This is a genomic window from Vibrio sp. TMPB1044 (assembly GCF_030442075.1).
Lineage (GTDB): Bacteria > Pseudomonadota > Gammaproteobacteria > Enterobacterales > Vibrionaceae > Vibrio > Vibrio satsumensis.
Map to the genome: position 1 here is coordinate 165796 of NZ_JAUJED010000020.1, position 21259 is coordinate 187054.

The 21259-nt window shown below is 44.6% G+C and carries 21 protein-coding genes; 16 read left to right on the forward strand and 5 right to left on the reverse strand.

Going from position 1 to position 21259, the window contains the following annotated elements; genetic code table 11:
• Positions 1-937, reverse strand: a 937-nt coding sequence (locus tag QQ041_RS14350; protein WP_285954286.1) for a substrate-binding domain-containing protein, incomplete at its 3' end; no start/stop codon positions are given.
• Positions 938-1134: 197 nt separating this feature from the next.
• On the opposite strand from QQ041_RS14350, the gene QQ041_RS14355 reads away from it, so the two are divergent.
• Positions 1135-1467 carry a tRNA-binding protein gene (locus QQ041_RS14355; RefSeq protein WP_017060796.1) on the forward strand — a complete coding sequence of 111 codons (333 nt, stop codon included), beginning with the start codon at positions 1135-1137 and terminating at the stop codon, positions 1465-1467.
• A 46-nt stretch (positions 1468-1513) separates the two neighbouring features.
• On the opposite strand, the gene QQ041_RS14360 is transcribed toward QQ041_RS14355, so the two are convergent.
• Positions 1514-2068 carry a gamma-glutamylcyclotransferase family protein gene (locus tag QQ041_RS14360; RefSeq protein ID WP_285954287.1) on the reverse strand — a complete coding sequence of 185 codons (555 nt, stop codon included), beginning with the start codon at positions 2066-2068 and terminating at the stop codon, positions 1514-1516.
• 288 nt (positions 2069-2356) lie between these two features.
• Between QQ041_RS14360 and QQ041_RS14365 the strand changes: the two genes are divergently transcribed.
• Positions 2357-3541: an NnrS family protein gene (locus QQ041_RS14365; protein ID WP_285954288.1), complete on the forward strand. Its 1185-nt coding sequence runs from the start codon at positions 2357-2359 to the stop codon at positions 3539-3541.
• A 75-nt stretch (positions 3542-3616) separates the two neighbouring features.
• On the opposite strand, the gene QQ041_RS14370 is transcribed toward QQ041_RS14365, so the two are convergent.
• A complete protein-coding gene (locus QQ041_RS14370; RefSeq protein WP_285954289.1) occupies positions 3617-4627 on the reverse strand; it encodes an adenosine deaminase in 1011 nt (336 codons plus the stop codon).
• A gap of 354 nt (positions 4628-4981) precedes the next feature.
• Between QQ041_RS14370 and QQ041_RS14375 the strand changes: the two genes are divergently transcribed.
• Positions 4982-5299 (forward strand): DUF3622 domain-containing protein, encoded by a 318-nt coding sequence (locus QQ041_RS14375; RefSeq protein ID WP_017056240.1) that lies wholly within the window; start codon positions 4982-4984, stop codon positions 5297-5299.
• Between the two features lie 173 nt (positions 5300-5472).
• Here the strand turns inward: QQ041_RS14375 and QQ041_RS14380 are convergent, their stop codons facing one another.
• Positions 5473-6519 (reverse strand): succinylglutamate desuccinylase/aspartoacylase family protein, encoded by a 1047-nt coding sequence (locus QQ041_RS14380; RefSeq protein WP_017060792.1) that lies wholly within the window; start codon positions 6517-6519, stop codon positions 5473-5475.
• Between the two features lie 271 nt (positions 6520-6790).
• Between QQ041_RS14380 and QQ041_RS14385 the strand changes: the two genes are divergently transcribed.
• Positions 6791-7330 carry a DUF3332 family protein gene (locus QQ041_RS14385; protein WP_285954290.1) on the forward strand — a complete coding sequence of 180 codons (540 nt, stop codon included), beginning with the start codon at positions 6791-6793 and terminating at the stop codon, positions 7328-7330.
• A 136-nt stretch (positions 7331-7466) separates the two neighbouring features.
• Here QQ041_RS14385 and QQ041_RS14390 read toward each other — a convergent pair whose 3' ends face one another.
• Positions 7467-8939 (reverse strand): aminoacyl-histidine dipeptidase, encoded by a 1473-nt coding sequence (locus QQ041_RS14390; protein ID WP_285954291.1) that lies wholly within the window; start codon positions 8937-8939, stop codon positions 7467-7469.
• Positions 8940-10004: 1065 nt separating this feature from the next.
• Between QQ041_RS14390 and QQ041_RS14395 the strand changes: the two genes are divergently transcribed.
• From QQ041_RS14395 to nusB, 12 genes are all read left to right on the forward strand, one after another.
• Positions 10005-11294 (forward strand): NCS2 family permease, encoded by a 1290-nt coding sequence (locus QQ041_RS14395; protein ID WP_146492062.1) that lies wholly within the window; start codon positions 10005-10007, stop codon positions 11292-11294.
• 84 nt (positions 11295-11378) lie between these two features.
• Positions 11379-11843, forward strand: a complete 465-nt coding sequence (gene tet(34), locus QQ041_RS14400) for an oxytetracycline resistance phosphoribosyltransferase domain-containing protein Tet(34) (RefSeq protein WP_009847475.1) — start codon at positions 11379-11381, stop codon at positions 11841-11843.
• A gap of 89 nt (positions 11844-11932) precedes the next feature.
• A complete protein-coding gene (gene frsA / locus QQ041_RS14405) occupies positions 11933-13186 on the forward strand; it encodes an esterase FrsA (RefSeq protein WP_146492063.1) in 1254 nt (417 codons plus the stop codon).
• A gap of 144 nt (positions 13187-13330) precedes the next feature.
• On the forward strand, positions 13331-13720 hold the full coding sequence (gene crl / locus QQ041_RS14410) for a sigma factor-binding protein Crl (RefSeq protein WP_086715272.1): 390 nt from the start codon (positions 13331-13333) through the stop codon (positions 13718-13720).
• A 76-nt stretch (positions 13721-13796) separates the two neighbouring features.
• Positions 13797-14981 carry a glutamate 5-kinase gene (gene proB / locus QQ041_RS14415; RefSeq protein WP_285954292.1) on the forward strand — a complete coding sequence of 395 codons (1185 nt, stop codon included), beginning with the start codon at positions 13797-13799 and terminating at the stop codon, positions 14979-14981.
• A 66-nt stretch (positions 14982-15047) separates the two neighbouring features.
• Positions 15048-16298 (forward strand): glutamate-5-semialdehyde dehydrogenase, encoded by a 1251-nt coding sequence (locus QQ041_RS14420; protein WP_285954293.1) that lies wholly within the window; start codon positions 15048-15050, stop codon positions 16296-16298.
• Positions 16299-16455: 157 nt separating this feature from the next.
• Positions 16456-16905, forward strand: a complete 450-nt coding sequence (gene nrdR / locus QQ041_RS14425; RefSeq protein ID WP_004734394.1) for a transcriptional regulator NrdR — start codon at positions 16456-16458, stop codon at positions 16903-16905.
• A gap of 10 nt (positions 16906-16915) precedes the next feature.
• Positions 16916-18064, forward strand: a complete 1149-nt coding sequence (gene ribD / locus QQ041_RS14430; RefSeq protein WP_146492066.1) for a bifunctional diaminohydroxyphosphoribosylaminopyrimidine deaminase/5-amino-6-(5-phosphoribosylamino)uracil reductase RibD — start codon at positions 16916-16918, stop codon at positions 18062-18064.
• 46 nt (positions 18065-18110) lie between these two features.
• Positions 18111-18767 (forward strand): riboflavin synthase, encoded by a 657-nt coding sequence (locus tag QQ041_RS14435; RefSeq protein ID WP_048612249.1) that lies wholly within the window; start codon positions 18111-18113, stop codon positions 18765-18767.
• Between the two features lie 107 nt (positions 18768-18874).
• The gene (ribBA, locus tag QQ041_RS14440; RefSeq protein WP_017096788.1) at positions 18875-19984 is read left to right on the forward strand and encodes a bifunctional 3,4-dihydroxy-2-butanone-4-phosphate synthase/GTP cyclohydrolase II; all 1110 of its coding nucleotides are present in this window, start codon (positions 18875-18877) and stop codon (positions 19982-19984) included.
• A 295-nt stretch (positions 19985-20279) separates the two neighbouring features.
• Positions 20280-20750 (forward strand): 6,7-dimethyl-8-ribityllumazine synthase, encoded by a 471-nt coding sequence (gene ribE / locus QQ041_RS14445; RefSeq protein ID WP_004741508.1) that lies wholly within the window; start codon positions 20280-20282, stop codon positions 20748-20750.
• Positions 20750-21217, forward strand: coding sequence for a transcription antitermination factor NusB (gene nusB / locus QQ041_RS14450; protein WP_004734399.1), 468 nt, complete (start codon positions 20750-20752; stop codon positions 21215-21217). The genes ribE and nusB overlap by 1 nt, the downstream gene beginning before the upstream one ends.
• Positions 21218-21259 lie beyond the last annotated feature (42 nt).

The window sequence follows — 21259 nt, forward strand, 5'->3', positions numbered from 1 at the left end:
AGGTGTTTTCACCTTTAGCTAAGTGCAACGCGAGTCGTGTCGCTTTCTCTGCCATCATCTGAATCGGGTAGCGAATAGTGGTGAGCTTTGGATGAACATAGCGGGCAATCAAGCCATCATCGAAGCCGATGATCGACATTTTGTCTGGCGCTTGAATACCGTTTTCATCAAGGACAGACAAAGCACCTGCTGCCATGTAATCGTTGTACGCCACAATACCTGTGATTGGCAGTGATTTAGTCAGAAGGTTAGTCATGGCGTATTCGCCACCGTCACTGGTGGGCGCTGAGTATTCAATATAGCTGTCAGAGAGCGCTATTTTGTAATCTGAGAGTGCCGCTAAGTAACCTTGGATACGCTCATCGGCATCTTCAATGCTATGCGATGAGGCGATACAGGCAATGTTCTGATGGCCATGGCGGATCAGATATTCCGTCGCAAGATACGCGCCTTTCTTGTTGTCCAAGAAAATACAACGGTTGGCAATCTCAGCAATATAACGGTTGATCAGCACTAAGCCTTTGACTTCTTTCGCATAGGCAATCAGTTCTTCGTCGGTCAGGCCTTTCGAGTGGATCACCAGGGCGTCGCAACGGCTGTTAATCAGCAACTCAATCGCTTGTCTCTCTTCTTCACGATTGTGTGAGCCATTACCGACAAGGATATGTTTTCCGTTCTCACGAGCGACATTATCGACAGCCTTAACCAGCGTGCCAAAAAAGGGATCGGAGATGTCACCGACCAATACACCAACAGTGTTCGTGCTTTGGCTTACCAGCGCTCGAGCATTGGCATTCGGGCGATAGCCGAGTTTAGACATCGCTTTAGTTACAGACTCTACCGAGCTTGTACTCGCCTTGGGAGACTTGTTGATCACTCGAGATACGGTTGCAACAGAAACACCAGCTTCCTTTGCTACATCTTTAATTGTTGCCATTTTTAACCTCTATACATTGCTGCATCTATTTAACACCGACAATGATAGTAAGGCAACGAAACTCTCATTTTACTTCCAGTAATGAGATCTTTACCGCTTGTAATTATTAGGCTTAATGCTAGTGTAAACATTTACATTTTACTTAATTTTAGTAAATGATTTAATGAGTGAAAACAAATCAATATAGGAAGTGAGAAATGGATACTGTCTCTTATGGTGACTTTGCTAAGTTAGAAATGCGTGTGGGTAAGATCATTGAGGTTGTTCGTCATGAAAACGCCGACAAGCTGTACATCGTGCAAGTGGATGTTGGTGACAAGACGCTACAAACGGTGACCAGCCTAGTTCCTTACTACACAGAAGAGGAGTTGATGGGTAAGCAAGTTGTTGTTTTGTGCAATCTAGCGAAGGCGAAGATGAGAGGCCACACTTCTGAGTGCATGTTGCTATGTGCAGAAACGGAAGATGAATCTGAAAGTGTATTGCTAACCCCTGAACGTGCGATGCCAGCAGGTATTCGTGTCGTTTAAGCTCGCTTTAGGTTGGTGAGCCTATGTGTTCACCAACCTAAATCAACTAGCTGCGTACAGTTAGTATCAAGCCATCAATCACACTGTGATGGTGATCGGAAACCCCAGCAAGGTTGCCGTATTTAGGCTGGTGGCGATCATTTTCTAATGGGTGATGCCAACCTTGTGTGTGTTTAACGAAGTGCGCCGCAAAGCTTTCAGACACCTCTAAACATCCTGCCAATACCGTATCGACATAGGTTTGAACGATAGGGCTGTTTTCGCAAGGAGCTTCAATCTCGTCTTTGATGTAAACCCAGATCGATTGATCCTGTTTGAACTCATCTTGGCTTTTTATCTGAGAGGCCTGTAATTCGATTCGGTGATAACCACGCTCACGGCGATCAAACTCAGCCAGTGCAATATCATCCACCTCAAGCAACACACCATTCACTTGTCCCTCGCCGAGATTGACGATCAAAGGTGATAACACATAGCTGTCATCGATCTTGCTCCAATGGCGAATTAAGCCATGAACAATCGCAGGGATCGCTTGCCCTGTCTGACCGGTAAGCTGGCGTGAAGATGAGTTGATTAAACTGCCATAACCAAAAATATACATCGCATTCCTTGTCTGAGTTGTTCCATTTAAGTCTAGTCTTACTATATGTGGCGAGATACCAAAAGTCAGTAAGTTTCTATTTATACATCTATATGTCTTTATGACTCTTTTGGTTGTGTTTTTTTGACTTGTTTATTGGCTATTGAATCTCGTGAGTCGCTGTTTTTACTGGTTTTATCTAATTGGCGCGTTTCATGCAATGTGATCTGCATATGGCATCGGATTTGATGCACACAAAATTTGGTTTAGGTAATACCTTGGCCGCTTATCTGAGAATTAGGAGCGAGTTTGTTAAATATCACAGATAAAAGTGTAGAAGACGCGATTCCAGCCTACCTGCGTTTAGGCTTTCGACCTTTCTTCTTTTTAGGCAGTCTCTATGCCGTGATTGCGATTGTAGCTTGGGTCATCATGTTCCAAAACGGTCAGCCTGAGGTTTTAAATGTTCCCGCATTGTGGTGGCACGTGCATGAGATGCTGTTTGGTTTTTCGATGGCGATTGTTGTCGGTTTTGTGCTCACTGCCGTGCAAACTTGGACGGGGGTCAATGGCACCAAACACTATCGATTAGCGGTGTTAGTTGGTTTGTGGTTGGCGCCTCGTATTCTGTTTTGGACACCGGCTCCGTTGTGGCTAATCTCTTCGATTGAAGCGCTGTTCTTAATCTTCGCGGCTTACGAGATCGGTTTCCGTGTCGTGAAGTCGAAAGGTTGGAAGAACCTATTCTTCGTACCGCTGTTTATATTGGCTATCGTGGCGAACTTTGCGAGCTACGCGACCATTAAAGGTATGCCTCCATTTCCTTCATCAGCGGTATGGCAAGCGATGTTGTGGTGGTTTACGTTATTGCTGTCTGTAATGGGCGGACGAGTGATTCCATTCTTTACCGCTCGTCGCTTCGACTTTGAGAAAGCGCAGCCATTGGTCTGGTTGGAATGGTTGGCAAACTTGCCTTTGGTTGGGCTGTTTGTTTTGAGCTTCTTCCCACTCACCTTTGCTCAGGTAGGTAATGAGCTAATGGTGTTTGCTGGCGTGACTCAGTTAGTTCGCTTTATCCGTTGGAAGCCTTGGACGACGTTATCTGAGCCTTTGGTGTGGTCACTGCACGCGGCTTACTTGTGTATCCCTTTAAGCTTGCTGTTACGCGGTTTATTAGACAACCCGTTTGCGAGCCATAATATGCTGCACTTGTTTGCGATTGGTGGCTTGAGCGGTTTGATTCTGGCGATGATTACGCGCGTGACAATGGGACACACTGGTCGTGCGATTTACAAAGGACCAAGCATGGCGCTAGCCTTTTCAGCGATATTTATTGCCGCGCTGGTTCGTAGCTTAGGTGTGATTTTCTTCCCTGCTTACTTGTTTGAGATGGTTAACATCAGCGCGGGTTTATGGACATTGGCGTTTGGTCTGTTTATCTGGAAATTCGGCATGATGCTGTTAACACCACGAGTAGATGGCCATCCGGGCTAATTTAATCTCAGCCTATTGATTAATAAAGGGAAGCGTTGAGCTTCCCTTTTTTGATCGAAATAAACTGTTATGAACTTATTGAGTATTCGCTACCAAGTATTGGCGTACCTGTGTAATGAGGTCTTCTTTGGCATGAGGGGAGATGAAACTGGCTTCGATGGCATTAATACTGAACTGGGCTAATTCTTGATGAGTGAGCGGGTGTGCATTGGCAACCGCTAGGAAGTTATCATTCATGTAGCCACCGAAGTAAGCGGGATCATCGGAATTGATTGTGACACAGAGTCCTTTTCTCAGCAACTCGACGATGTTGTGCTCTTGCATGGTATCAAATACCTTGAGCTTGGTGTTCGACAACGGGCAGACCGTCAGTGGTGTGCGTTTAGCGATTAACTGTTCCATCAGCTCTTCATCTTCAACACAGCGAACACCATGATCAATTCGGGTAATGCCTAATAAGCTCAGTGCATCGATAATATTTTGTGCGGGGCCTTCTTCTCCTGCGTGTGCGACAGTTAGGAACCCTTGGTTGAGCGCTTCTTGAAAGACATGCTTAAACTTATCTGGCGGATTCCCCTGTTCTGATGAATCTAGTCCAACGGCAATGATCTTATCTTTATAGGGGAGGGCTTGTTTGAGTGTTTCAAAAGCGCTGTCTTCATCGAGATGACGCAAAAAGCACATGATCAGTTGACTGCTTATCCTAAGTTCATGTGTAGCTTGGTCGAGTGCTTGAGTAATGCCAGTGATAATTGTGTCGAAAGCGACTCCTCGCTCGGTATGGGTTTGCGGGTCGAAGAAAATCTCAGTGTGAACCACATTGTCTTGTTGGCACCTTAGTAGATAAGCCCAAGTGAGGTCGTAAAAATCCTGTTCGTGGATCAGCACGTTTGCGCCTTGGTAATAGATGTCGAGAAAGGACTGAAGATTGTGGAATTGATAGGCGTCTCGTACTTGGTCAGGGTTCTCAAAGGGAATCGATACGTTATTACGTTTGGCGAGTTGGAACATCAACTCTGGCTCTAATGTGCCTTCTATATGTAAGTGCAGCTCAACCTTAGGTAAATTTTTGATGAAGCTATCCATAGCAACTCCTTAGCTATTTTAATTATGGGCGGAGTAGGTGAGATACTAGAGTCTATAAACCTGAGTAAGCAGATATCTCTTTCATTTATCTCTGTTTGAGCATAGTTCATTTCATTGTGGTCGATAAAACAGTGCCGAAATTGGTGGTGAATAGAGGCTTACCAAGGAATTGAAATGAGCCGCAAACGATTTGCAGCATAGGAGTGTGATCCGCTGCAAATATTTGCAGCAATATTCATTGATTTGTGCTCTAATACCGCGCTTACCAAGGGATGGTGTTAAAAGATGCTCACTTAGATGGAGTTATCAAAGTTGACCGATCCCTTAATGATCTCCCTTAGGAAAAAATAGAACATGTCTAAGAACAAAAAATTTGATATCCGCCTTACAGAAAAACGCAACGGTTGGTGTGCAGAGATTACTCGTCAAGTAACGTCTCGCAGCACTACAGTATCTAAGCGTGAGTCTGGTTTCGAAACTGAAGCTCTAGCACAAGAGTGGGCAGAGAAAGAGCTAGCATCTTTCATCGCAAACCAAGCTGAACGTAACGAGCGTAAATCAGAACAGCGTAAAGAGCGTGACGAACTACGTCACACTAAAGAGCTTAAAGCTGAGCAAGCACGTGAAGCGCGCGCTAAAGCTCGTGCAGAAGAGCAAGAAGACGCTGAGTAATTCAGTGCATGATTAATTTATAGATCCCTTAATTTTAAGATAAGGGACTTATAAAAAAAGCCCCAATATAGTCACCTATATTGGGGCTTTTTCGTTTGTGGAGTTCGTTTCTATTTTGCCTAAGACCGACGTTTTTAGCTTGTCGCTTTTAACGTCGATCTCTTAAGCTTTAATCAGTTGTTTAACGCAGTTAGCCAATCGTCTTCTGCCACTTCTTCAATGTAGCTTTCTACTGATTGTCCGACTTCTTCATCGTCTTGCTTGAAGTAAGCGATGTGGAACACAGCATCACCTTCGTTTACCAAAGGTAGAGTTTGCTGACCAATCACGATACCGCCTTTGGTTGTGATCACTTGGCCTTCTTGGTGACCCAATGGAGAGCTGATGTAAGCAAGGGTTTGTCCTGCTTCAACTTGTTCGCCAAGTCTTACCATGTTGCGCAAAATACCGTCTGATTCAGCGCGGATCCAGCTGGTGGATTTACTCAATACTGGCTCTGGTAACTTTTTACGGTTAGGGCGCAGCATGCCGATTTCTTTCATCACTTGATGCACGCCAAGGTAACCCGCGCGAATCGCTAAGTGATCGAAACGCAGCGCTTCACCACCTTCGTAAGTTAATACAGGAATACCAAGTTTTTCTGCTTCGCTACGCAGTGAACCGTCACGCAGTGGAGAATCAATGATCACGGGTGTTGCAAACGCTTTTGCGATGCGCAGTGTTTCAGGGTTTGATAGGTTCGCACGAATCTGTGGCAGATTAGTACGGTGAATCGCGCCCGTGTGTAGATCCAGAATGTAATCACAGTGCTTTGCCACGTTCTCAAAGAAGGTGTAAGCGATGCGTGATGTTAACGAGCCTTTCTCACTGCCAGGGAAGCAGCGGTTTAGGTCACGACGGTCTGGTAGGTAACGAGATTTATGGATAAAGCCAAACACGTTAACGATAGGAACAACAATTAATGTCCCTTTCAGTTTCTTTGGATCAATCGCATTTGTCAGTTGTCTTGCAATCTCAACACCGTTTAGCTCATCGCCGTGGATAGCCGCATTTACCATCAGTGTTGGGCCTGCTTGGCGACCGTGAATAATTTCAATCGGGATCGAAAGTGGAGAGTGCGTGTAAAGCTGAGCTGCTTGCAGTTCAATCTCCATTCGCTGTCCTGGCTGAACAGTATAACCAAGTAATTCGAATGGTTGATTAGGTTTTAGTCTTGCCATTTAGGTTGTTCTCAACATGGTGATAATTCGTTAACACGGAATGTAGCAATCGTTGATTTTCAGTACGAATCAATCGCTTTACGGTGACGACAAAAGTTTTTTATTAAGGGGGTTCTGAATTGGTTTCAGTTTTTTATTTGGCTTATTGAAGGGTGTTTCAAATTGTGAATTCTCTGACAAAACATTGATTTAACGCTGATATTTATCATTCGATTGGTTGGTATTATCCATCGCCATTTTTTGGCGGCCAAATTAAAATATCGAGATCAAAATGAAAAAAACAATTTCAAAAGTTGTAGCACTTGCAGTGGTATCTGTTGCTTTATCTGGCTGTGTTGGTAGCAACGCAGTAACGGGTTACCTAATGAAGTTCAACATCAAAGCTGTTGATAACCGTTACGCTCGTGGTGGTTTGAACATGCTACTTGCACCTGCATACGGTCTAACGGTTGCGGCTGATTACCTAGTATTCAACTCACTAGAGTTCTGGACAGGTAGCAACCCACTAACAGGCGCTCCACACATCTTTGATACTAAGACTGATACGTACCTTGATATCAACCACCAACTTGATCCGTCTCTAACGGAAGCACCTGTTGGTCCTATCACAAGTGCTGATGTGATCGAGAAAGGTCAAATGCAGCAGATTGATGAAAACACGATCCAAATGGACATTACTTACCAGTCTGGTGAGCGTGCGACGCTAATCGGTGTTCGCGATGGCGAGGTGGTGACCTACTTCATCGATGGCGAAGTGGTTGCACAAACTTCAATTGATGAGCTAGAAAGCTACGCGGCTTCACGCGTTTAATTGCTTCCTTAGTTACAAATAGTCGATGACAAAAATTAGATACAAAAACAGGTACTCATTGAGTACCTGTTTTATTTTGTGTCGATGGATAGTGTTTACCGCGAAATCCTATCTATCGAAAACATAATGGCTCGAACTATGCTTTTTCTGGGATTGCTTCTAATAGCGCAACCATTTGGTTCCAGAATAGTTCAACCGTATCAATCTTCACTTTCTCGTCTGGAGAGTGAGGGAACTTGATAGTAGGGCCGAAAGAAACCATGTCCATGTTCGGGTAAGGTTCTTTGAATAGACCACACTCAAGACCAGCATGGATAACCATGATGTTTGGCTTGTGACCGTAGATACCTTCGTACATGTCGCGGAAGATGTGCATGATTTCTGAATCTGCGTCTGGCTTCCAACCTGGGTAAGCGCCAGAGAATTCGATGTTCGCGCCTGCTAGCTCAGCAACAGAGTTCAGCATGCTTTCCACTTGGCTACGGCCAGAATCGATAAGAGAGCGGATCAGGCAAAGCACTGTGATTGAGTTTTCTTCAGTTGTGATAACCCCCACGTTTAGAGATGTTTCAACAACGCCTTCGATCTCATCACTCATGCGGATCACACCGTTTGGTGCCGCGTTAAGTGCTGCGATGAAGCGAGCTTGGTCAGCTGCTGCTAGAGCGCCCATTTTAACCGAAGCTTCTTCGTTGAAAGTCACGATGCTGTCTTCTACTTTACCTAGCTCTGTTGAAAGAAGCTCTGTGTAGTAGTTGTATAGCGAAGCCAGTTTCTCTTGGTTTGCCGCAGGAACAGCAACCGTTACGAAGCCTTCACGAGGAATCGCGTTACGCAGGCTACCGCCTTTGAATTCGACGATGCGTAGGTCTAGCTCTTTTGCGTGACCCGCTAGGAAACGAGCAAGCAGTTTGTTCGCGTTTGCACGACCTGTGTGGATGTCACAACCAGAGTGACCGCCTTTTAGGCCTTTTAGCGTTAGCTTACGTGTTACGAAGTCAGCTGGAATCGCGTTACGTGCAATTTCAAATGTCATTGCGCCGTCGATACCGCCAGCACAACCCATGTACACTTCACCTTCTTGCTCTGAATCGGTGTTAAGAAGGATATCGCCTTCTAACCAACCTGCTTCAAGACCGAAAGCACCAGTCATGCCTGCTTCTTCATCTACTGTTAGTAGAACTTCGATAGGGCCATGCTGGATTTCGTTTGAAGCAAGAACCGCTAGGCAAGAAGCCATGCCCATGCCGTTATCAGCGCCAAGCGTTGTACCTTTAGCTGTAACCCACTCACCATCAATGTATGGTTGGATTGGATCTTTAGCGAAGTCATGAACTGTGTCTTCGTTCTTTTGTGGAACCATATCGATGTGAGCTTGTAGCACCACACCTTTTTTGTTTTCCATACCCGCCGTTGCAGGCTTTTTGATGAATACGTTGCCCGTTGGGTCACGACGTACATCTAGGCCTTGTTCTGTTGCCCAAGCAATAATGTATTGAGCAAGCTCTTCTTCATGCTTAGAAGGGTGTGGGATTGAGCAAATCTTATCGAAGAACTGCCAAATAGGGGCAGGGGATAATTTACTGATCTCAGAATGGAATTCAGACACGGATGACTCCTTTTTTATTTGATAACCATATATTTAGGATTTCTATAGGTAAAAACTTAGAACAAAAATCTAAAATATGGGTCTGTTTTGATGGCAACAGCATACCACTAGAGCGTTTTGACGAGTAGCGCTTCTAAACCTGAAATGCCTCAAATTTTGAACGCCATCTTGTTCATTTGATCTTGAATAAGTGTATTGATGCTTATAAATGGTGCAAGCAAACGTTTGTTTAAGTCTTTTTTGTAATTTAATTACGAAATTGAGTTTGCAAAATAACCATAATTGGTAAAAAGTGTGACCTATAGCAAAAAATACTTGTAATCTTTTTTCTTTGAGGTATATTAATAACCAACTTCTGAAGTGAAGAGTAAATGCTCAAAGGATGAGTCCGTTTTATCGCCTCCAAGGAACCGAGAAATCAAATTCGTTTTTTATTGATTTATTAAGGTGATAGTTATGAAAGGTTTACCATCTGCAATGTTCTGGCTTAACAGCTCTGTTTACACTAGCAACTTTGCATACCCTACAAGCTTCGGTTACTAATACCGTAAGCATGTAACTCGAACAGTTTTGTTCACCCCTATATATTGGAATTCTTTTACAGCCCTTTTGGTTGACAGATTCTACCGCCACTCAGTTTTGAGTGGCGTTTTTTTTGCCTGCTACTTTTCCAAACCGCTTTATCTTGTCACTTTCCCTACATTTCTGTGTGGTTGTTTTTTTAAACGCCAAAATATCAATTTGCGCCTTATTACTGATCCTGTTGAAAAATACACAACTCTTGTGGGTTTGAATTCAGAATTTAATGGCTAGATTCTCTATCAAAATAACCGATGGTCGAAAAAGTAACCAAGATTTTTCATTGTGACTATTGCTCTTAATTGTCTGTTTATTATGGTTATTTCTTGGGAAATACATTGCTTTTAATCGCTTTGTTTCATACGGCATTCTGATAAATATCGATTAGAGCCTTAATTCTATCTGGAATTTGTTATTTGATAACTTTATAATCCACAGCCAATCGATTACGCAACCGTTTACTTTTTACCCTTATAGGATTCGATAATGTTCGAAAAGCTATTCAAACTCAGTGAAAACGGCACCAATGTGCGCACTGAAATCATCGCAGGTCTAACAACCTTCCTAACAATGGCTTACATCATTTTTGTAAACCCAATGATTCTAGCTGATGCTGGTATGGACCATGGCGCTGTATTTGTAGCAACCTGTTTAGCGGCTGCTATCGGCTGTTTCATCATGGGCTTTGTTGCTAACTACCCAATCGCTCAAGCACCAGGTATGGGTTTGAACGCATTCTTTACCTACGCAGTGGTTATGGGTATGGGTTATACGTGGCAAGTTGCTCTGGCAGCGGTTTTCGTATCAGGCGTAATCTTCATTTTCTTAAGTATCTTTAAGATCCGTGAATGGATTATCAACTCGATTCCTATGTCTCTGCGTGTTGGTATCTCTGCGGGTATCGGTCTTTTCCTAGCGTTTATTGCACTGAGCAATGCTGGCATCGTGGTTTCTAACCCAGCAACTAAAGTCTCTCTGGGCGACATTACCGCGATTGCTCCTATTCTAGGTGCACTTGGTTTCTTCTTAACGATTGCTCTTGTTCACCGTGGCGTGAAAGGCGCAGTAATGATTGCGATTCTAGCTATCACAGCTCTTGGTATTGTTATTGGTGACGTTCAATACGGCGGCATCATGTCTACACCACCAAGCCTTGCACCTACATTCATGCAGCTTGATTTCTCTGCGGTATTTGAAATCGGTATGATTTCAGTGGTATTCGCATTCTTGTTCGTCGATTTATTCGATACAGCAGGTACTTTGGTGGGTGTTGCAACAAAAGCAAACCTAATCAAAGAAGACGGCAAACTTCCTCGTCTAAACAAAGCACTGCTTGCTGACTCTACAGCAACGTCTATTGGTGCATTGCTAGGTACATCAAACACAACTTCTTACGTTGAGAGTGTTGCGGGTGTCGCTGAAGGTGGCCGTACAGGTCTAACAGCGGTTGTTGTTGGTATCTTATTCCTACTGGCTCTTTTCTTCTCGCCACTTGCAGGTATGATTCCGGCTTACGCAACATCAGGTGCACTTTTCTATGTAGCAATTCTGATGATGTCTGGCCTAGTTGGCATTGATTGGCGTGATCTTACAGAAGCAGCACCAGTCGTGGTAACATGTCTGCTTATGCCGCTGACGTACTCTATCGCTGAGGGTATCTCACTAGGTTTCATCGCTTACGCTGCAATTAAGCTGCTAAGTGGTAAAGGTCGCGACGTTTCACCTGCTGTGTGGGTAATGTCGGTTATCTTTATTCTTAAATACATTTTCGCTTAATCGTCTAGATTTCTGCTTAATCGCTGAAGAGGCTATGTTTGAGATAGCCTCTAATAACATGACAAAATTATTAGGTTTTATACTATGAGCAACAAATTCGTTATCACTTGGGACAACATGCAGACTTACTGCCGTCAACTAGCCGAAAAGCAAATGCCAGCAGAGCAGTGGAAAGGCATCTGGGCAGTAAGCCGTGGTGGTTTGGTTCCTGGTGCAATCTTGGCTCGTGAGCTAGGTATTCGTCACGTAGATACGATTTGTATTTCTAGCTACGACCACGATCACCAACGTGATATGACAGTAGTTAAAGCACCTGAAGGTGACGGCGAAGGCTTTCTAATCGTTGAAGACCTTGTTGATAGTGGTGACACTGCACGCAAACTTCGCGAGATGTACCCTAAAGCGAAACTGATCGCTGTATGTGCAAAGCCATCTGGTGCTGATTTGCTAGACGAGTACATCGTTGATATCGCTCAAGACACATGGATTGAGCAACCTTGGGATACTAGCCTAAGCTACGTTGAGCCAGTAAATCGCAAGTCAAAATAAGCGTAAACTTAGTTTTTTGAGAAATGACCCTTTATAGGGTCATTTTTTTTTATATTATTAGTGACAACCATTTCTTATTAAGTATCCCAATGTCTGAATCAGAAGAAACGAGCTCGAACCTTTCGGAAACCTTGTTTGTAAAGCACAAGCAGGCCAAAGAGACCTCAATGTTGACACAATACATGCCAAGCTCTGAAGCGTTATTGGATGAGAAGCGTGAACAGCAAAACTCATCATGGTACCGAAATCTAAGACGTCTTCAGTGGGTGTGGCAAGGCGTTAACCCAATTGAGCAAGAAGCGGTATTGGCTCGTATCGCATCATCAGATAACTCTCGTACAACCGATGAGTGGCTTGATACGGTCATGGGTTACCGAAGTGGTAACTGGGCATACGAATGGACTAAGTTGGGTATGCAGCACCAAAACCGTTCTAATGAAAAGAACGGAGAAGAAATGGCTGAAGAGCTGTTTTCAGCTTCGTTGTGTTTCAGTATCGCGGGCTACCCACATCTTAAAAACGATAACTTGGCAGCTCAGGCTCAAGTGTTAGCAAATGCAGCCTATTCCGAAGCAATTAAGCACACCAAGCTGATCGTTAAACAGATTGAAGTGCCATACAAAAACAAGAAAATTAAAGCGAACTTACATCTAACCAAAACAGACAAACCACAACCGGTTGTGATTGTCAGTGCTGGCCTAGACAGTTTGCAGACCGATATGTGGCGCTTGTTTAGGGATTACTTAGCACCAAAGAACATTGCTATGTTAACAGTCGACATGCCATCGATAGGGCACAGTGCGCACTGGCCTTTAACGGAAGACTCGTCTTGCCTGCACCAAGCCGTATTGAATGAACTGCCTAATATCCCTTGGGTCGATCATCATAAGGTTGGCTTATTTGGTTTCCGTTTTGGTGGTAATGCGATGGTAAGATTATCTTTCCTTGAGCAGCATAAGCTTAAAGCGTGTATCTCTCTAGGTGCTCCAATTCACGATATCTTTGTTCATGCCGACAAACTTAAGCAAATGCCTAAGATGCATTTAGATGTGTTGGCTTCTCGCCTGGGTAAAGGGGCGGTCGATATCAATAGCCTTTCTGGGCAGTTGATGGCGTGGTCACTCAAGGTACAAGGTTTACTGTCAAACAGTAAAACCAGTGTTCCTATTTTGGCAATGGCTTTGGAAGGCGACCCTGTTTCACCACCAATGGATAATCAACTGGTTGCTATTTACAGTGATTACGGAAAAGCGAAGAAAATCAAAGCTAAGTCAATTACACAAGGTTATGAGCAATCCCTCGAATTGGCGATAAAGTGGCTTGAGGATGAATTATTTAGATGACATTTCTCCAAAATTAGTTAAGCATGAAAAGTGTACAAACTAAGTACCTGATACTCAGAGATAATTTATAAAACCTAATTGCGTAGTTTTTACGTATAACAATCTGAGTAACGTCATTCTTAACATTGAAAATGGAGATTCAATATGTCAGAAGTGACACAACAACCTACGCATTACCGCTTGTTGAATGTTTTAAAGGCTATCGGGCCTTACTTGAGGGAACCGCAATCAGAAGAAGGCCACTACATTTTTGATTGCTTGTCTGTGTGTGTGAACGATAAAAAGTCACCAGAAGAGCGTGAATTCTGGGGATGGTGGTTGGAGTTGGATAAGTCGGAAGACGGATTTTCGGCGAAATACAACACGGGTAAATACAATATCGATGGCAACTGGGATCCTTTGCCATTACCGAAAAAAGCGGTGGCTGAGGTCTCTCGAACTCAGGAAGCCTTTCACCAAAAGCTGGTTGATGAACTTCAAAAGAAATTTGAAATCAGCGTTCAGTTAGACGAAGAGTCTGTCGAATTCGTCTGATTTTAAAGGTTACTCTTCTATATAAAGCAAAAAGGTGCGATTTCGCACCTTTTCTGCTTGTGAATTCCCTTTTTGATTGCTAAAACATCACCTCTTATTTGTTTTATCCATAAAAGACTTCATGACAACAAATCATCAAAGCGGGACAACAACACAGCGTAAAACTGTCGTTGTTAAACTGGGTACCAGTGTCTTAACTGGTGGAACATTGGCATTAGACCGCGCTCATATGGTTGAGCTGGTTCGTCAATGTGCTGAATTAAAAAAACAAGGCCACTCTGTGGTTATGGTTTCGTCTGGTGCAATTGCAGCAGGACGTGAACACCTTGGTTACCCCGCACTTCCCAACTCAATGGCGAGCAAACAGTTGCTTGCGGCAGTTGGGCAAAGTCAGTTGATTCAAGTTTGGGAGTCTTTGTTTGCTATCTATGGCCTTAAAATTGGCCAGATGCTGCTGACTCGTGCTGATCTTGATGATCGCGAGCGTTTTCTGAATGCCCGTGACACGATCAATGCACTCGTTGAACACGACATTATTCCTGTCGTTAATGAAAATGACGCAGTTGCGACCAACGAAATTAAAGTGGGCGACAACGATAACTTGTCGGCACTGGTTGGTATTTTATGCGGTGCTGATAAGCTTTTGCTGCTAACCGACCAAAAAGGCCTGTTTACGGCTGACCCTCGTAAAGATCCAAATGCTGAGCTCATCAAAGAAGTGAAAACGATTGATGACACACTGCGTAAGATCGCAGGCGGCAGTGGTACTACGTTGGGTACTGGCGGCATGGCGACAAAACTGCAGGCGGCTGATATTGCTCGTCGTGCAGGTATTGAAGTTATTATTGCAGCAGGCAGTGCTGAAAACGTGGTGTTCGACTCTCTGAGCGACAATCCACAAGGCACACGTTTCTTACCGTTAGCTGAAGCGCTTGAAAACCGTAAGCGTTGGATTTTAGCGGGCCCTGCTTCTGCAGGTGACATCGTGGTAGACGATGGCGCAGTAAACGCTGTTAACACCAAAGGCAGTAGCTTGTTGGCAAAAGGGGTCATTCGAGTTCAAGGCGAGTTTTATCGTGGTGAAGTCACCCAAGTCACAGACAGTAAAGGCAAGGTAGTGGCGCGTGGTATCGCTAGCTACTCAAGCCAAGACCTAGCAAAAATAGCAGGCAAGCACAGTAAAGATATTGGCGACATTCTTGGTTACGATTACGGGTCAGAAGTCATTCACCGTGACGACCTTGTTGTAATCCAAGAATAGCTCGTGATGAGAAGGCGAATCGCCTTTTTGCATCCAAAGACAGACAGAATTTAGGGAGAGTTAAACGTGGATTTAACTAACATGGGTATCGCAGCAAAAGAGGCTGCTTTCCACCTAGCGACCGCATCTACGGCGCAAAAGAATAAAGCATTGGCGATCATCGCTGATGAGCTAGAAGCAAACGCAGCAACGATTTTAGAAGCGAATGCGAAAGACATCGAACTGGGTCGCGAAGCGGGTCTAACGGACGCATTGCTTGACCGTCTACTTCTTAATGAAGAACGCTTAACGGGCATCGCTAACGACGTTCGTAATGTCATTAGCCTAAACGACCCTGTGGGCAGCGAAATCGACAGCAAGGTACTGGAAAACGGTATGTCATTGTCTCGTCGTCGTGTACCGCTTGGTGTTGTTGGTGTTATCTACGAAGCACGCCCGAACGTAACGATAGATATTGCGGCACTGTGTCTAAAAACAGGCAACGCAAGCATTTTGCGTGGTGGTAAAGAGACCTTCTTCTCGAACATGGAGCTGGTAAAAGTTATCCAGTCTGCACTAGAGAAAGCGGAACTTCCTGCAGCTTCTGTTCAGTACATCGAGAAACCTGATCGTGAACTAGTTTCTCAATTGCTTAAACTGGACGACTACGTGGATATGATCATTCCTCGTGGTGGCGCTGGCCTGCACAAGATGTGTAAAGAGAACAGTACTATTCCAGTTATCATCGGTGGTTTCGGTATCAGCCACATCTTTGTTGATGAAAGTGCAGACCTTGAAAAATCAGTCGATGTTGTCGAAAACTCTAAAGTTCAACGCCCATCAGCATGCAACTCTTTAGATACATTGTTGGTGCATGAAGCCGTTGCTGAAGCTTTCTTAGCTCAGCTGAAACAGCGTTTAGCGGGCAAGGTAACCTTGGTTGCCGATGCTAGTGCAAAATCGCTGCTAGCGGGTTTTGAAGACCAACGTGATGCGGTTGAAGGTGACTTTGACACTGAATGGCTAAGCTACACGCTAGGCGTGAAAATCGTTGCGGATGTGGCAGAAGCGATTGATCACATGCGTGTACACAACGCGAGTCACTCTGATGCAATCATGACTAATAGCCTAGAGAGCTCAGAGCGCTTTATTAACTCGGTCGGTTCTGCGGCGGTTTATGTGAATGCATCAACACGTTTCACTGATGGCGCACAATTTGGTTTGGGCGCTGAAGTCGCAGTGTCTACTCAGAAATTGCATGCTCGCGGCCCAATGGGCTTAGAAGAGCTGACAAGCTACAAATGGGTAGGTAAAGCGAACTATTTAGTTCGCGGTTAACGCTGGTCGTTAATTTTACTCCTCAGCTCATTTTTTGAAATGGCGATCGAGTAGCAATAATCAATGAATCACCACACAAAAGGGCCTTAATTGGCCCTTTTTCTTTCCTAACGTTTGGCAATTCCGTTACACTGATATTCAATTCTTTGGAGGTGATATGCATTGTCCTTTTTGTTCAGAGAACGACACTAAAGTAATCGATTCAAGACTGGTAGCCGATGGCCATCAGGTTCGTCGCCGCCGTCAATGCCTTGCATGTAGTGAACGTTTTACTACGTTCGAGTCGGCAGAACTTGTGATGCCTAAAGTCATAAAGTCGAATGGAAACCGCGAACCATTTAATGAAGATAAAATGGTGGGTGGTGTACAGCGCGCCCTAGAAAAACGCCCAGTGAGTGCTGATGCGATTGAACTTGCGATCAGTACGATTAAGTCACAACTCCGTGCAACTGGTGAGCGTGAAGTACCAAGCGAGATGATTGGTAATCTTGTGATGGGCCAATTGAAAGAATTGGATAAAGTGGCGTACATTCGTTTTGCGTCTGTTTACCGCAGCTTTGAAGATATCCGAGAGTTTGGCGAAGAAATCGCTAAATTAGAGGATTAACTCCTCAATCATGTCAAACTTTACTCCCCTGGATTTTCAAATGATGTCGCGTGCTATCCATTTAGCGAAGCGCGGTATTTACACCACTGCGCCAAACCCAAATGTCGGTTGTGTGATTGTACAAACTGATGGCCAGATCGTTGGTGAAGGTTTTCACGCTAAAGCGGGTGAACCTCATGCCGAAGTGCATGCCATGCGAATGGCGGGCGACAAAGCAAAAGGTGCGACGGCTTATGTCACCCTAGAACCTTGTTCTCATTACGGTCGAACGCCGCCTTGTGCTGAAGGGTTGATTAAGGCTCAAGTAGCTAAAGTGATTTGTGCGATGCAGGACCCAAACCCAAAAGTAGCCGGTCGTGGTATCAAGATGCTGCGTGATGCGGGTATTGAGGTGGAAATCGGTTTGTTAGAACAAGACGCTCTCAACTTGAACCCTGCATTTGTCAAGCGTATGCAGACAGGCATGCCATTCGTTCAGTTAAAGATGGCCGCTAGCCTCGATGGGCAAACGGCATTGGAAAATGGTCAAAGCCAGTGGATCACATCGTCAGAAGCGCGTCGTGATGTTCAGAACTACCGAGCAAAATCAGGCGCTGTGTTATCAACTAGCCAGACGGTGATTGAAGATAACGCCTCGTTGAATGTTCGCTGGGCTGAATTACCAAGCAGCGCTCAAGCTCATTACGCTGAAGACGAGCTACGTCAGCCGATTCGCGTGATTCTTGATCGCCAAAATCAACTGCGCCCTGAGCTCAAGTTATACCAGACCCCAACATCGGTATTGAGAGTCGCTGAAGCCTCTGCCGATATTACAGTCGGAACAACGGATGCAGGTCAGCTGGACTTACACGATTTGATGCGTCAGTTACCTGCGAATCATATTGACCATATTTGGGTTGAAGCGGGTGCCACGTTGGCAAAAAGCTTGATTGAAGCGCAGCTAGTGGATGAGCTAATTCTCTATTTAGCACCTAAACTAATGGGCAGTGACGGACGAGGTTTGATGGGCGCATTAGGGCTCACTTCAATGTCTGATGTGATTGACCTAGAAATTAAAGATGTTCGACAGGTTGGTGTGGATATTCGCATCGTGGCGAAACCAATAGCGGCTAAACCTATTGTGGCAGAACCAAGAGCGGAAAAACCACTATCGAAATAGTTACTCCAACTGCATACGTGTCGTTGACAATAAAAAGAGTTTTAAAATGTTTACAGGAATTGTAGAAGCCGTAGGTACATTGAGTGCAATCACTCCCCGCGGAGAAGACATCACCGTAACGGTTAACGTTGGCAAGCTTGATATGGCTGACGTTCAGTTAGGCGACAGTATTGCAACCAATGGTGTGTGTTTGACGGTCGTTGAATTTAACGACCACAGCTACAGTGCAGACCTTTCGCTTGAGACCCTGAAAAAAACGGGTTTTGTGGATTACCAAGCGGGCGATAAGGTAAATCTTGAGAAAGCAATGCTGCCGACCACGCGTTTCGGTGGTCATATCGTATCGGGTCACGTTGATGGCGTGGGTGAGATTGTTGAACGTAACCAAGTCGGTCGTGCGATTGAGTTCTGGGTAGAAATGCCAGCAGAAATTTCAAAATACGTGGCTCAAAAAGGCTCAGTAACGGTCGATGGTATCAGCCTGACTGTGAACGATTTACGTAAGAACGCATTCAAGCTGACTATCGTTCCTCACACTTCTTCAGAAACCACCATCGATCAATTCAATGTCGGTCGTAAAGTGAATCTAGAAGTCGATGTATTAGCGCGTTACATGGAGCGTTTACTGCAAGGTCAGCAACAAGAATCTGAGCCTGAATCTCGATTAACAATGGAATTCTTACAGCAGAATGGTTTTGCCTAACCGTTGATACAAAGTATTTAAGCGAGACTTTGTAAAGCGAAGCAATATCATCAGGTTTAAATAGTGTCGGTTCTAGGAAGCAGAACCATTTCAAAGGATATAGAACAATGCCAATTAGTACTCCTCAAGAAATTATTGAAGACATTCGCCTAGGAAAAATGGTTATCCTGATGGATGATGAAGATCGCGAAAATGAAGGCGATCTGATCATGGCAGCTGAACATGTTACGCCAGAAGCGATTAACTTCATGGCAATGTACGGCCGCGGTTTGATCTGTCTAACGCTGACTAAAGAGCGTTCAAACCGTATGGGTTTAGCACCTATGGTTCAAGATAACAATGCACAGTACACCACTAACTTTACGGTTTCGATTGAAGCGGCAGAGGGTGTAACAACCGGTATTTCAGCATCCGATCGTGCAGTGACGGTTCAAGCAGCAGTAGCGAAAGACGCAAAAGCGGCTGACTTAGTTCAACCTGGTCATATCTTCCCACTGACAGCTCAAGAAGGCGGCGTATTAACGCGTGCTGGCCACACTGAAGCGGGGTGTGATTTAGCTCGATTAGCGGGCTGTGAACCAGCTTCGGTTATCGTTGAGATCCTAAACGACGACGGCACCATGGCTCGTCGCCCTGATCTTGAAGTGTTCGCAGAAAAGCATGACATCAAGCTAGGCACTATTGCTGACCTGATCGAATACCGTAACAACACAGAAACAACGATTGAGCGTGTTGCACAATGTCATTTACCAACAGAGTTTGGTGATTTCGAGCTTGTGACTTACCGCGATACAATTGATAACCAGATCCACTACGCAATGCAAAAAGGCAGTTTAACCGAAGGTGCTCCTTTGGTGCGTGTTCACCTGCATGATACGTTTACCGATCTGCTTCATTCAGACCGCGGTACTGAGCGCAGCTGGTCGCTAGATAAAGCGATGAAGCGCATTGGCGACGAAGGCGGTGTGCTGGTTATTCTTGGCAACGAAGAGTCGTCTGATTCTTTGATCCACAAAGTGAAGACATTCGAAGCGCAAGATAAAAACGAGCAGCCAACCATGGCTAAGAAGCAGGGTACCTCGCGTCGTGTTGGTGTCGGCTCTCAGATTCTTCAAGACCTAGGCGTGCACGATATGCGTCTGCTTTCTTCGAGCACTAAGCGTTACCACGCATTGGGCGGTTTTGGTCTTAACGTTGTTGAGTACGTTTGCGAATAAATCATGTGTCAACGAGCAGACGTTTCTCCGTTTGTAGCGACATAATTTACCGATGATTTCAGTGGCTTTTTTGGTGATAAGTTTTGCCAAAAGGGCAAAGTAGCCAAGTTCGACTCAAAACGTGTTCAATACACAAACTTGGCTCCTCGCTGTTCCTATATGCTTGGGATCAGCGCTGCATTATCATCTTTACATTGCCGGTGTCTGTTCTTCTAAATTACCATTAGATATTGCTCACAGTTTTGTGCTAGAATCCGGCGATTCTCACTTGATGAAAATAGTTAAAGGAAGGCTTATGAAAGTGATCGAGGGTGGCTTCCCAGCGCCAAATGCAAAAATTGCTATCGTTATTGCTCGTTTCAACAGTTTTATTAACGAAAGTTTACTTTCTGGTGCAATCGATACTTTAAAGCGTCATGGACAAGTAAGCGAAGACAACATCACTGTTGTTCGTTGCCCTGGTGCAGTTGAACTTCCACTTGTAGCGCAGCGCGTTGCAAAAACAGGCAAGTTCGATGCGATTGTATCTCTTGGTACAGTAATTCGTGGCGGTACACCTCACTTTGACTATGTTTGTAGTGAATGTAATAAAGGTTTGGCACAAGTGTCTCTGGAATACTCTCTTCCAGTAGCGTTTGGTGTTCTTACTGTTGATACGATCGATCAAGCTATTGAACGCGCAGGAACCAAGGCTGGTAATAAGGGTGCAGAAGCAGCACTTAGCGCACTTGAGATGATCAACGTTCTTTCTGAAATCGATTCCTAATGGGGGCCAGTGTGAAACCAGCCGCACGTCGTAACGCACGTCAATTTGCTCTACAAGCAATTTATTCTTGGCAAATTACTAAAGAAAATATTGCTACCGTTGAAGAACAGTTCTTATCTGGTGGTAAGTATGATGAAGAAGAGCATCATGCCGCAGAACCTGCTCTAGCTATGCCAGAAACAGACGTTGCATACTTCCGCGACCTACTAACTGGTGTTGCTCTTAGTCACATGGAACTTGATAGCAAGCTTCGTCCATTCGTATCTCGCCCTATGCAAGATCTGGATTTGATGGAACTAGCGCTTCTACGTTTAGCTATGTACGAGATGACTCGTCGCGAAGATGTACCATACAAAGTGGTTATCAACGAAGCTATCGAGCTTGCAAAAGTATTTGCAGCAGAAGACAGCCATAAGTTTGTTAACGGTGTGCTTGATAAAGCTGCACCGCACGTTCGTAAGAAATAAGACGTTCGTATATTGAATCTAAAGGTCAGCTTTTATGCTGGC